A 12,911-nucleotide genomic window follows, 5' to 3' on the forward strand; every position below is an offset into this window, starting at 1 on the left:
GTCATCATCTCCTGATATCTAATGGTTTTGAGGTCATGTATGAATAGCCGCGATAAAAAGTTGGGCATGGGAAACAGGATTTCCCGGCGTGATCTGATCCATGGTATTGCTGCAACTACACTCGCTTTACCCGTGGCTCAATCAGGGGGGGGGGGCTGTTGCGGCTGGCATGCAAACAGCCCTTACCAATTACGAAGGGGAAATTACGGATGCCGCGACTTATCCTCCCTTGCGTGAGGGCATGCGTGGTGCTCACCCGGGTGCGTTCGAGGCGGCGCATGCCCGCCGTGATGGTGTGTCTTACCCGACACCGGTTCATACGGGAGAGAGTTATGACCTTGTGGTTGTAGGGGGAGGTTTGAGCGGCCTTGCAGCTGCATGTTTCTACCGTCGGCGCTTCGGTTCGGATACTCGTGTTCTGGTGCTAGATAACCATGATGATTTTGGTGGGCATGCCAAGCGCAATGAGTTTGTTAGTGACGGTCGCATTCTCATGGCTACAGGAGGATCAGCCTATTTTGTCGCGCCGGATCAGTGGACCGACAACGCAAAGGAATTCGTAAAAAGTATTGGTGCGGATTTTACGGTCAAACGCCAGGAAGCCAATCCATATGTTCAACTGGGCATGCGGCCTGCGACTTTCCTTGCGCGTGAGAGTGGGGGAGACGGGCGGCTGTATCCCCACGTCCGTTTCACCGCGCCGACGCCTGAATTTCTGAAAATGGCAATCTTACCGTCTCGTGTGCGGCAGGATCTGACTGCAGTTTATTATGGTAAGACCGATTACATGGAGGGTATGACAAAAGCGCAGAAAATTCAGCGTCTGCAAACCATAACGTACAAGCAATATCTTCTGGACTATGTAAAGGTTGCTCCTGAAACCTTGCCATGGCTGCCAGGTGTGTGGTGCCTAAGCAAGACAGCCGCCAGTGCCTGGTTTGCTTATTTCCGTTATGCACCAGGGTTTTCTACGCTTGGGGTGGAGCGCGCGCCATATTCTCCTGAAGCCCCGGAGGATGAAGCTGCTGATTTCCATCTGCCCGCAGGAAACTCGGATCTTGCGCGTCTTATGGTCCGTGAACTGGTTCCCTCGTCCTTGCCAAAGGGCTCATGGCAGACTTTGGAAACAGTTCGCGTGCGCTATGACACATTGGATCGTGTGCACTCACCCGTGCGGATCCGGTTGAGTAGTATCGGGGTAAGGGTCCAGCATGTGGGTCCTGTGCCAGTGGGGCTTTTTGAACCAGAAACGCGGCCAGTGGCCGTGGATTATATACGGGATGGTAAATGCTATCGCGTCATAGGGAAAAACGTTGTTCTAGCTGGCAATAACAATATGATTCCCTACCTCTGTCCAGAGATGCCGGAAGAGCAGAAGGCAGCGCAGCATAAGGCTGTGCGTGCTGTTAACCAGATAACTAATGTTCTGGTACGTAACTGGGAAGCTTTTCACAAGGCGGGTGTGACCCATGTGGATACACCGACAAAGTTTTTTGGCAGCTTTGCTCTGAACGTGCCTTGGATCCAGAATGATGGCATGTCGGATTTGGATCCGGCCAAGGGCGCTATCGTGAGTTTCATGACCGGGACCAATTCTGGCATTTTGAACAATGAAACGATGACGCGTACTATTCTGGGTGATGACATGCCCGACGATCTGAGTATGCAACAACAGTTTCGCATTGTGCGAATGGGATTGTTGCAGACTCCTTTTGAAACATTTGAACGTGCGGTAAGGAGCCAGATGAATGATGCACTGGGTCCATATGGTTTTGATGCTGCACGCGATATTGTGGGAATAACTGTCAATCGTTGGCCACACGGTTTTGCCATGGCGCAGAACTCTTTGTTTGATCGACCCAGCCCAACGGGAGAACAGCCCTGCGAGATAGCGCGTAGGCAGTTTGGCCGGATTTTTATCGCCAATAGCGATGCTTCGGGGCAGGATTTGTGTAACACCGCAATTGACCAGGCATATCGCGCGGTGGAAGAAATGGTTCCTCATAATTATGGCTACTATAACAGAATATAGCCACATGGTGGTTTTGGTTGTCTCTATGCATTATTGTAAAATGCTAGGTAGACCTTAATCCAGAGAAGTTTGGAAGTAATGGCCGACATGAAAAAAGTATATTCTGCCATCGGTTTTTTGCCTCGTTATTTTTGGATTTATGCATTTCTGCTTACGGTCTCCTCTATGGAATTCGTTTCTCCAGCCGTCCAGGCGGCGGAAGAACCCTGGCATGGTACTGATGCACGGCAGCAGTTGCCGGATGCTTTGCTAGGACCATGGAAAGAGGACATTGCGGCATCACATTATACGGATCCTCCACCGCGTAAGGCACTACGCTTTTTTTCTTATACCGAGGGCGGAAAGGTTCTTGTCTCCTTCATGACACTGAGCGCCAAAGGACAATTTAGCTCTGGTCACTGGACTGCGGCTGTGGATGGAACACCTGGCACCGAATACCATAGTCAGGGCGGTTCAATTCCGTTTAATGTTGTTTATTTCACAAAAATTGATGATTATAATTATCATCTTCTTGTGAAAAGAAATGGCAAGTTGGAAATCACAGCAGATTATAGTTTGTCCAGTGATGGCAGGACATTATCATATCGTTACGGTAATAACGTGATTGTCTATCATCGTTGGGACATGATGGAAGAGTAGCGGATTACAACAGGTGGTATTGAGGCCGTCCGGTCTTTGTTCTTTCAGATTTTCTTTATACTCTGCGGGGATTTATGCCCATGCCTATCTTCCATTATCCTAGTCTTTCCAGGCGTAATCTTATGGCAGGTGGGGCTGTCACCGCAGCGGTAACGGCAGTTTCAGCTGTTCCTTCTACAGCATCAGATCCTGAAGGGCAGGGGGAAGAGCCCATCACTATCGCCTTTAACCTCAAGGTTAACGGTACGCTGTATGCTCTGGCGATTGATACCCGCACGACTCTGCTGGACGTCCTGCGTGAACATTTGCATCTGACCGGCACCAAAAAGGGGTGTGATCATGGGCAGTGTGGAGCTTGCACTGTCATCGTGGATGGTCGGAGACACAACGCCTGCCTAAGCCTGGCAGTGATGCATGAAGGTGATACTATCACAACAATAGAGGGATTAGGTCACCCCGACCGCCTGCATCCCATGCAGGCCGCTTTTATCCGACATGATGGATATCAGTGCGGATATTGTACGCCGGGTCAGATCTGTTCAGCGATCTGTGTCATGCAGGAAATCCGTGATGGTATCCCAAGTCATGTTACTGAAGATCTGACGGCTCCTTTTCGGCCTGACGCTGTGGAAATGCGTGAACGTATGAGCGGTAATTTGTGCAGGTGTGGAGCGTATTCCAATATTGCAGAAGCTATGGCTGAAATCGCGGAATCTTCCTCATGAAACCCTTCCGCTATGAACGCGCAACCTCCCCAGAACAGGCGGTTATGGCCAGGGTTCGTACACCGGGTGCACGCTTTATTGCAGGAGGGACCAATCTGCTGGATCTTATGAAATTACAGATTGAGAGTCCGGCACATCTGATTGATATTAGGCATATTGGTCTTGATACCATTGTTCCCACTTCTCAGGGGGGACTTCGTATTGGTGCACTGGTGACGAATACTGATCTTGCGGCTGACCAGCGCATTCGTCGTGATTATGGGGTGCTGAGTCGTGCAATTCTTGCTGGTGCATCTGGGCAGTTGCGCAACATGGCGTCCGTTGGGGGAAACCTCATGCAACGCACACGCTGCCCCTATTTTTATGATACCAATCAGGCCTGTAATAAGCGGCAACCTGGCGCGGGATGTGCGGCCATGGAGGGCGTTAGCCGGCAACTGGGTGTTATAGGCACTAGTGATTCTTGTATTGCAACACATCCAAGTGACATGGCTGTGGCCTTACGTGTGCTGAATGCGGGTGTAGAAACGGTAGATGCGCAGGGCCAGACACGCATGATACCGATTGAAAATTTTTACTGTTTGCCAGGCAACACACCTCACATTGAGAGTGTCATACGTCCGGACGAACTGATAACCGCCGTCATTCTTCCTGCTCCACTAGGTGGAGTTCATTTGTACCAAAAAGTGCGGGACAGGGCATCGTATGCATTCGCTCTGGTTTCGATTGCGGCTGTCGTGCAGCGCGATGGCACCGGCCTGATTGCGGTGGGGGGTATAGCCCCGCGTCCATGGCGGGTTGAAGCAGCAGAGGCCTGGCTGGCACATGGAGCAAAGCTGGTAGCCGAGGGCCTTCTGGCCGGGGCCCGCCCACGGCCAGACAATGTCTTCAAGCTGACGCTGGTGGCTCGTACGCTGGCGGCTGTTATGCATAGGGCAAAACAGGCATGAAGTTTGATCGGCCTGCAGGGCATAATCCCATCGACCAACTCCGCGTTGTCGGCAAGCCGATCATGCGGGTAGAAGGCAGACTAAAAACCACCGGTACTGCGCCCTATGCTTATGAACGTCACGATGTGGCGCCGGATCAGGCTTATGGGGTTGTTGTGGGGAGTTCGCTTGCCCGTGGCCGTATCAGGCATATTGAGACACGGTCTGCACGAATGGCCGGAGGCGTTCTTGCGGTTGTTACGGCGCTGGACGTGCCTCCTCTGGAAAGGGGACCTTTCAACGCGGCGCATCTGTTTGGCGGTAGGGAGATTGAACATTATCATCAGGCAATAGCGGTGGTCGTCGCCAGGACGTTTGAGCAGGCACGTGCTGCCGCAGCTTTGATAACGGCTGATGTCGTGGCTGTTTCTGGCGCATATGATCTGGCAGAGCAGGCAGAACGTGCACCATTGGCTCCCGAGAAGGTCAGACCACTGGACCGGGTGGGAGATTTTGAAGCGGCTTTTGCTTTCGCCCCCATGCAGCTTGATCAGACCTATACAACCCCCGATCATACCCACGCCATGATGGAGCCCCACGCGACGATTGCTGCGTGGCATGGGGAAAATTGACGTTATGGACGTCCCAGCAAATGGTGGCATGGGTGCGACGGGACGTTGCCCGTGCACTCGGGATATCACTCGACAATGTCCGGGTAGACTCCCCGTATGTTGGGGGCGGGTTTGGTGGAAAACTGTTTCTGCGTGCTGATGCCGTAATCGCGGCGCTTGCGGCCCGGGCTGCCGGATGTCCCGTCAAGCTGGCTTTACAGCGTCCGCTGATTATAAACAACACCACACACAGGCCCGCGACCATCCAGCGCATTCGTATTGGTGCTACGTATGACGGTGTCATGACCGCCATCGCTCATGAGAGTGTTTCAGGCAATCTGCGCGGCGGCAGGGTGGACACAGCGGTGGCACAGACGCGGCTGCTCTATGCTGCGGCAAACCGTCTGACATCTATGCGACTGGCGCACCTTGATCTGCCTGAAGGAAATTCCATGCGGGCTCCGGGTGAAGCGTCCGGCATGATGGCGTTGGAAATTGCAATGGATGAAGCTGCGGAACGGCTAGGGATTGATCCCGTTCGCTTCCGTATCCTCAATGACACTCAGGTTGACCCGGAAAAGCCGAACCATCCCTTTTCCGAACGCCGGCTGACAGCCTGCCTGTGCCTTGGGGCTGAGCGTTTTGGCTGGAAACATCGCGTGGCTCGTCCAGCGTCCACACGTGACAGAAACTGGCTGACAGGGGTGGGAATGGCTGTGGGCTTTCGTGATAGTCCGGTGACAAAATCGGCAGCGCGCGTAAGGCTTGATGCGCGAGGTACGATTACGGTTGAAACCGATATGACCGACATCGGAACTGGCAGCTATACCATTCTCGCCCAGACGGCGGCAGAAATGATGGGGGTAGAGGTCAGCAAGGTCGTGGTTAGGCTGGGAGATTCAGATTTTCCTGTCGCAGCTGGATCTGGCGGTCAGTGGGGAGCGAACAGCGCGACCGCTGGAGTTTACGCGGCTTGTGTGAAGCTGCGTCAGGTTGTGGCAGACAAGCTGGGGCTGGATGCAGAACGCGCTGTTTTCCGTGATGGAACCGTGTGGGGCGGGGGGCAGCATTTCAGACTGGATGCTGCTGCACGCAATGGTGAAATTGTTTGTGAAGATGCCATTGAGTTTTGTAATCTGGATAAAAAATATCAGTTATCCACCTTCGCCAGCCACTTTGTGGAGGTCGGCGTAGATATTTTTACGGGTGAAATCCGGGTTCGGCGCATGCTGGCTGTATGTGCGGCAGGGCGCATCCTGAACCCCAGAACAGCGCGTAGTCAGGTGATAGGTGCCATGACGATGGGGGTGGGGGCTGCATTGATGGAAGAACTGGCTGTTGACCATCAGCGAGGTTACTTCGTCAATCATGATCTTGCCGGGTATGAAGTACCTGTGCATGCGGATATTCCACATCAGGACGTTATTTTTCTTGATGAGGTAGATCCCCTCTCATCACCTGTGAAAGCAAAAGGGGTTGGTGAACTCGGCTTATGTGGAGTCAGCGCGGCTATTGCTAACGCGGTTTATAACGCCACGGGGGTGCGTGTGCGTAATTATCCCATTACGCTTGACAAACATCTTGATAAATTGCCACCCGTTACATGATGGAGACTGTAAGTATCATGGAAAAAATAAGCTGGAATGATTTTCAAAAAGTTCTCATTGTCGCAGGTACAATTATGCGCGTTGAGGATTTTCCGGAAGCACGTAAGCCAGCCTACAAAATATGGGCTGATTTCGGTCCCTATGGTGAACTGAAGACCAGTGCGCAATTTACGAGACTGTACAATAAAGATGACCTAATTGGACGACAGATAATCGGAATTATCAATTTTTCGGAAAAGCAGATAGGGCCTTTCCGTTCACAGTTTTTGTTATCGGGTTTTGAAACTCCTGACGGCGTTGTTCTGGCCTCACTCGAACGAGGTGTTCCAAACGGAACACGGTTAAGCTGACAGTGAATTTTGGCTTGGAAGTATTATATAAACCACAGGTTATTCTGTGGTGGAGTAAAATATTTAATGCTTCGCAAAGTGAAGTGATCTGTCGGAAATTATAAATTGTAAATAAGCGAATATTTTTTGCTTTTTATTCAGAGGTGGTCCCCATTTTTCGGACAGGGCGATAAGCTATCATCTGGCCTGAACGAGGACGGGTTTTATGGGCAAGGTTACGCGGAAACGGTATGCGGCAGAGTTTAAGTCACGGGTTGCGCTGGAGGCGATCCGTGGGGAACTGACGCTGGCGGAACTGGCTTCGAAACATGGCGTGCATCAGACGATGATCGCCCAATGGAAGCGCCAGGCGATCGAAGGCATGGCAAGCCTTTTTTCTGGTAAGTCAGTAACGGAACCTTCAGTCAGCCCTGCTGATGTAGAGAAACTGCACGCCAAGATCGGCCAGTTGCTGGTGGAACGGGATTTTTTGCGGGATGCCTCTGCTCGGTTGGGCGTGATCAGAGGCGGCAGATGATTGACCCGAAGAGAGCATGCCTGCCGATAATCCGGCAATGCACGCTACTGCAACTCAACCGGTCGGGCGTCTACTATCGGCCTGTGCCACAGAGCGAAGCCAATCTGGAGCTGATGCGGCTGATCGACGCCCAGTTCCTGGAAACGCCGTATTATGGCTCACGGCAGATGACATGGCATCTGCGCCGCCTGGGACATGAAGTGGGCCGCAAGCGGGTCCGGCGGCTCATGGCGATCATGGGCCTGCGGGCGATCTACCAGAAGCCGCGCACGACCGTGCCCCATCCGGAGCATCGGAAATATCCATATCTGCTACGGGATCTGGTCATCAATCGGCCTGACCAGGTCTGGTGTTCCGATATCACATATATTCCCATGAAACGGGGATTTCTCTATCTCGTGGCGATCATGGACTGGTTCACGCGCAAGGTCCTGTCCTGGCGTCTGTCGAACACGATGGACGTGGAGTTCTGTATCGAGGCGCTACAGGATGCCCTCATGCGCTATGGCGCCCCGGACATTTTCAATACTGACCAGGGGTCGCAATTTACGACACCCCGTTTCACCGGGATACTGGAAGAGCGTCAGATCCGCATCAGTATGGACGGGCGTGGGCGATGGCTGGACAACGTGTTCATCGAGCGTCTGTGGCGGTCGCTGAAATATGAATGCGTCTACCTGCACGCGTTCGAGACCGGATCAGAGCTGAGGGCCGGGCTTGGCAGATGGATCGCCCATTATAACGAAAGGCGTCCGCATACGGCGCTGGCTGGACGAACGCCCGATGAGGCGTATCATAACGTGCCGACGCCATCTGGTCCGGGGTTAACCCCGGACCAGATGGCCAACAGCAACGCCGTCAGAAGGGCGGCATAACAACAACCGGGTATAGCTTATCAAGCCCGCAAAACTGTCCGAACGGACGGGACCACCTCTTTCTTTCCACCTGTTTTGTAAAAGTTAATATGATCGCTCTTTTAAAGAGATAAATTTCTTTCTAAAAAAGAAGAAAATATTTTTTTCGAACGAAAAGAAGCATCTTTTACGGAAAGAAATTGTTATGATGGTGAAAATATAAGTTCAAATCATACAGGCATTAAAAATAATGCTGAAGGACATAAAATGGTAAATATGAGACGTGTTCTTGATCTTAAGGCTATGGCGGCGGAGACGGCTCTGACGGCAGGAGATTATTTAACGGCACGGTACAGGTTGCCTGCAAATGATGCTGCTGTAATATTCGAGCTGGTTGCCCCGCTAGGGCAAGGTGATGTCGGGGGGATAGCCTATGATGTTTTTGTATTTGTTCTGACAGGACAGTTCTCCATTAATGACATTCTTTTTGAAAAAGACTGTGGATGTAAAATTTCAGCAGGAATGGCATTTAGATGGACGGCAGCCCCAAATACCTGCCTTTTTGTTATGAGTGCCCCCGCAACTGAACAGACTGAGGAAGAGGTCGTTACTATTAACCCTCAGGCTCAAATGTCTCCGTCCTTGCCTCCTCCGGTAGAATATCTTCAGGGGCCTGTTCCTGTATGCCAAAGCGCTCCGGCATGGCGTAGCTGCGAAGGACAGTTTTACGGTGGAATCTGGGCTTCTACTCCATATTCCCGCAAACAAATTCCATATGTCCATGATGAATTCATGTTTCTGCTTGAAGGATGTGTCACGTTTGTCTGTGATTTAGGAGAAAAGCAGACCTTCCGGGCCGGAGATGCATTTCTGATTTGTCGTGGGGCAAGTTGTTCGTGGGATAGTCTGGAAGATGTCAAGAAAATATATGTTATTTTTAGGCCGGAATAAAATATAGATTGAATTTTTAATTTCAGTATAGATATCTATTTTCGTCATTATTTTTTTAGTGCGAACTGACAGATCCACGCAGGTCTCTCGGCAATTAGACATCTTATTTCAAAAGGGCAGGGGAATGATATTCCCTGCCCATGCAGGTACTGTTTCAGAACAATGCAGACCCGTAGTTTCTACTTACAATTAGAAATTGATCTCCCTCCTGTGCTTGAAAAATGGCAACGCGAGGTGCTTATTTTTTCTCTCTCTTACGGCTCGAAAGAATTTTATTTATTCCGGTTAGAAAATGATATGATGTTCTGTATTGTTTGAGAAAAAGGGGTATTCCGCTGCCTGCTTCTGCTCATAATCATTTGGATATTGGCGCTGTATCACGCTTTATCGCCCTTTTTGGGGTGTTCCGGAGGATAGGCATGGCAAACACTTACCCCTCTTTTATGGCGCAGAATGGTAAATCATTCCTGCTATCCTGTGGTGTGGCACGAGGGGGAATGTCCCGCTCGCTGCTCCTGCTGCTTTCAGTTTCGTCTTTCACAGTTTCTGGCACTCTATATTGTTCCGAAATCGGAACAGCTAATGCTGAAACCAATCATTCTTCTTCCATTGCAAAGCATGGTGGTCAGGTTGCTCCTCACAAAAATAGTTCAGGAAGAAAAAAAGAACTAAAACCACGTTCAGTAGTAAAAGGGCCACAGGCTCTTGTTTCTTCTGGAACGGAAGAGGTTGGTGTGACCGGTCATGTTTCCATGCCAAACGGTGTAACAAACAGAACTCCGGGTGGAGGTATGATGCCTCCGCAGACCATTGCCAAATCTCGCAGTGGTCTGACGCGAGACTATATCGCCAAGCAGAGCCCAACAAGCAATCCTGCTGCTCTTGTGGCTAGTCTTCCTGGTGTTGTCTATGCCGGAAATGACCCGCTTGGAACAAATGATGACCAGCAGGGTCTGACCATACGAGGTCTTAACCAACAAGAAATCGGCTTTTTGTTTGAAGGCATCCCTGCGGCTGCACCTGTTTATCTTCTGCCGTATACGTCAGCAGCGGCAGACAATGAAAATATTCAGTCTTTAACGCTAACCCAGGGATCTCCAGATACCCGCTCCCCTCTTTATAACGCGGTTGGGGGCGAGCTTTCTGAAACGATGCATGATCCTTCACATCACTTTGGTGGTCTGATTGATGCTTCTTATGGCTCCTTTAGTCTGCGGCGCCACTTTATCCGTGTGGATACAGGCGATCTTGGGAAGACTGGGGTTCGTGGTTTTCTGTCTTTCTCGCACCGTGAAGCAGATGAATGGCGTGGTGTCGGGGGAACGCGGCGTTACCATATTGATATGAAATTCGTGAAGGATTGGGGCGCAGACAATCACGCTGCCTTCATCATGACTTACAACGATGCCAAGCAGTATTACCTGCGCGCGCCAACCAAAGCGCAGTGGGATCAGTATGGCGTCAACTTCAATTATAACGATACCCCCTGGGGATCTTCTCCCTCAAACTACTATAAATATCAGGAAAACAGGATGAAGAAATTCATTCTGGGTGCGCCTGTAAATCTGAAATTCGGGCATGGTCTTGCTCTGGATGTTACGCCATATTTCACGTATTCTTGGGGGTATGACAACGGAGGCAGCACTCTGAGCCGTGACGGCAGCTTCCTGGGGCCAAACGCAGCCGGACCTTTGCAGGTGGGCGGCACAAACACCTCCATTATTGCGGCTTCTATTGATACATATCGTCTGGCGTATTCAGGGATTAATACTGCGCTTTCCTGGACACATGGCCACAACACCCTGACGGGTGGTGCATGGTATTCTTATTTTGATCAGACGGAACCGCAGAGCTATCAGGCGGTTAATCCGGATGGCGGCGTACCCAGCATGTGGGGCGATAAACCCATTCTTACAGCGAATGGGAGTGTGCTGCGCACCTATAACATCCATCTTATTCAGCAGACGAATGCTTTGTTCATCAATGATACTTACAAAGCGCTGAATGATAAGCTGACGGTGACAGCAGGTTTCAAGGAAATCATGGTGACCCGGTCACAGACAAACCTTGTACCGGGCGTGACATATGCAACCGGACAAAGTGTTGCTGAGCCTCTGCCTCAGTTTATGGCCAGTTACAAAATTACGCCACATGACCAGATCTATATCAACGGCACAGCGTCCTTCCGCATGCCAGCATCTATCATGACCTATGCAGATCGCTATAATGTTTCCACGGGAAAGCTCTCGTCCCGTCATGCGACTAATATCAAACCAGAATTTGCGATTGGTGAAGAAATCGGATATCGGCATACAGGTTTTGCCAATGTCTCAGTTGCATTGTTCAACTATAATTTTACGCATAGACAACTGAGCACAACGACCTATCAGAATGGACTGCCGGTTTCTGAGTCCATTGATGCCGGCGGCCAGACCATGCGCGGAGCACAGATTGAAGTGGGGCTACAGCGCTGGCATCACTTCAGCCCATACGTCTCCGGGCAGTATGAACATGCGACCATTGACAGTAACCTTCCTGCTGTCGCCAGTGATGGCATATCGGTCGCTCTGCCAACCAAAGGGAAAAGAGCAGTCAATACGCCAGAATTTACTGCGGCCGTCGGACTTAACTACGATGATGGGTCTATTTTTGGCGGTTTCAACATGAATTATATTGGTAAACAGTATTCCACATTCATGAATGATGAATCTATTCCAAGCTATGAAACCTTCAATGTGAACGTTGGCTACCGGTTTAAAAATATGTGGCTCGCAAAGCATCCGCAGCTTCAGCTTAATCTGCTTAATATTGGTAATAGTGGTTACTTGTCCGGCACGAGCAGCATTAAAACCAATGCACGCAGCATAATGGTGGCAGGGCACACAGTCGCAGGCTCTTCACCCCAGTACTATGTGGGTGGTGGCTTTGCCGGTGTCCTTTCTTTTTCAACAGGTTTCTAAAAATATTCGACGGAGACTTTGGTATGGCACGTTTTCCTAAAGCTTTAACTTTTGATGTTGTTGGCACTTTGATCGACTTTGAAAGTGGTATGATCAGCGCCTTACAGAAATTATGCGGGGTTGCTATCGACCGTGAAGCTTTTCTGACGGCCTATCGGGGGATGCGGGCACGGGGTCAGACACTGCCGTTCCCGCAGGACCTCAAGCCTATCTATCAGGAACTGGCAGCGCATTTTGGCTTGCCGGCAGATGAGGCATATGCCGATGCATTTGTTTACGCAGCCAAAGACTGGCCTGCGTTTGAAGATAGTGTGGACGCTATGCAGCGTCTTGGGCAGCACTTCACTCTTGTCGCCATGACCAACACGCAGCGGTGGGCTTTTTCCGGAATGGAAAAGACACTTGGTATGCCCTTCCATGACTCCATTACAGTGGATGATGCGTTATGTGAAAAGCCGGATCCTGCATTTTTTGGGTTTGCACGGGGGCGTCTCAGCCGGGATGGTCTTCTGCAGGGAGATATTCTGCATGTTGCGCAAAGCCAGTATCATGATATCGGGATCGCGCGTAAACTTGGTTACACGGTTTGCTGGATTGAACGCAGAAAAGCTGTTGGTGGATTTGGTGGTACCATTGCGGTCGAAAATTTGACGACGCCCGATTACCATTTTTCCACACTGAAGGAACTGGCTGATCTTGCCGATGAAGGTGGTCTGAAGCTGCTCTATTCCTGAGA

9 protein-coding genes and 2 pseudogenes are annotated in these 12,911 nt (G+C 50.8%); all 11 read left to right on the forward strand.

Annotated features, from left to right (window positions below; all coding sequences use genetic code 11):
- The first annotated feature begins 100 nt into the window (after positions 1-100).
- On the forward strand, positions 101-2,032 hold the full coding sequence (locus tag QWU00_RS11800) for an NAD(P)-binding protein (RefSeq protein WP_035377362.1): 1,932 nt from the start codon (positions 101-103) through the stop codon (positions 2,030-2,032).
- A gap of 78 nt (positions 2,033-2,110) precedes the next feature.
- A complete protein-coding gene (locus QWU00_RS11805; RefSeq protein WP_035377360.1) occupies positions 2,111-2,671 on the forward strand; it encodes a hypothetical protein in 561 nt (186 codons plus the stop codon).
- Positions 2,672-2,751: 80 nt separating this feature from the next.
- Entirely contained in the window at positions 2,752-3,396 is a 645-nt protein-coding gene (gene paoA / locus QWU00_RS11810; protein ID WP_035377409.1) for an aldehyde dehydrogenase iron-sulfur subunit PaoA, read from the forward strand.
- A complete protein-coding gene (locus QWU00_RS11815) occupies positions 3,393-4,346 on the forward strand; it encodes an FAD binding domain-containing protein (protein ID WP_035377358.1) in 954 nt (317 codons plus the stop codon). Before paoA ends, QWU00_RS11815 begins: the two co-directional genes overlap by 4 nt.
- A 62-nt stretch (positions 4,347-4,408) precedes the next feature.
- A pseudogene (locus QWU00_RS16865) lies at positions 4,409-4,678 on the forward strand (xanthine dehydrogenase family protein molybdopterin-binding subunit); the annotation flags it as partial.
- Between the two features lie 66 nt (positions 4,679-4,744).
- Positions 4,745-6,543 (forward strand): annotated as a pseudogene (locus tag QWU00_RS11820) (molybdopterin cofactor-binding domain-containing protein).
- 17 nt (positions 6,544-6,560) lie between these two features.
- A complete protein-coding gene (locus QWU00_RS11825) occupies positions 6,561-6,893 on the forward strand; it encodes a tRNA-binding protein (protein WP_035377407.1) in 333 nt (110 codons plus the stop codon).
- Between the two features lie 205 nt (positions 6,894-7,098).
- Positions 7,099-8,285 (forward strand): IS3 family transposase gene (locus QWU00_RS11830; protein ID WP_150395534.1). Its coding sequence is split into 2 segments (ribosomal slippage): positions 7,099-7,369 and positions 7,369-8,285, totalling 1,188 coding nucleotides; the frame shifts between segments, so codons are not numbered across the junction.
- A 255-nt stretch (positions 8,286-8,540) separates the two neighbouring features.
- The gene (locus tag QWU00_RS11835) at positions 8,541-9,215 is read left to right on the forward strand and encodes a cupin domain-containing protein (RefSeq protein WP_166443794.1); all 675 of its coding nucleotides are present in this window, start codon (positions 8,541-8,543) and stop codon (positions 9,213-9,215) included.
- 419 nt (positions 9,216-9,634) lie between these two features.
- On the forward strand, positions 9,635-12,175 hold the full coding sequence (locus QWU00_RS11840; protein ID WP_052051484.1) for a TonB-dependent receptor: 2,541 nt from the start codon (positions 9,635-9,637) through the stop codon (positions 12,173-12,175).
- 23 nt (positions 12,176-12,198) lie between these two features.
- Complete coding sequence (locus tag QWU00_RS11845) at positions 12,199-12,909, forward strand: HAD-IA family hydrolase (RefSeq protein WP_035381624.1); 711 nt, start codon at positions 12,199-12,201, stop codon at positions 12,907-12,909.
- Positions 12,910-12,911: the final 2 nt, after the last annotated feature.

It is taken from the genome of Acetobacter tropicalis (assembly GCF_030644465.1).
Classification (GTDB): Bacteria; Pseudomonadota; Alphaproteobacteria; order Acetobacterales; family Acetobacteraceae; genus Acetobacter; species Acetobacter tropicalis.

Coding starts and splice junctions, on each gene's coding strand:
- QWU00_RS11800 (WP_035377362.1), top strand. CDS start 101: ATGGTATTGCTGCAACTACACTCGCTTTACCCGTGGCTCAATCAGGGG.
- QWU00_RS11805 (WP_035377360.1), top strand. CDS start 2,111: ATGGCCGACATGAAAAAAGTATATTCTGCCATCGGTTTTTTGCCTCGT.
- paoA (WP_035377409.1), top strand. CDS start 2,752: ATGCCTATCTTCCATTATCCTAGTCTTTCCAGGCGTAATCTTATGGCA.
- QWU00_RS11815 (WP_035377358.1), top strand. CDS start 3,393: ATGAAACCCTTCCGCTATGAACGCGCAACCTCCCCAGAACAGGCGGTT.
- QWU00_RS11825 (WP_035377407.1), top strand. CDS start 6,561: ATGGAAAAAATAAGCTGGAATGATTTTCAAAAAGTTCTCATTGTCGCA.
- QWU00_RS11835 (WP_166443794.1), top strand. CDS start 8,541: ATGAGACGTGTTCTTGATCTTAAGGCTATGGCGGCGGAGACGGCTCTG.
- QWU00_RS11840 (WP_052051484.1), top strand. CDS start 9,635: ATGGCAAACACTTACCCCTCTTTTATGGCGCAGAATGGTAAATCATTC.
- QWU00_RS11845 (WP_035381624.1), top strand. CDS start 12,199: ATGGCACGTTTTCCTAAAGCTTTAACTTTTGATGTTGTTGGCACTTTG.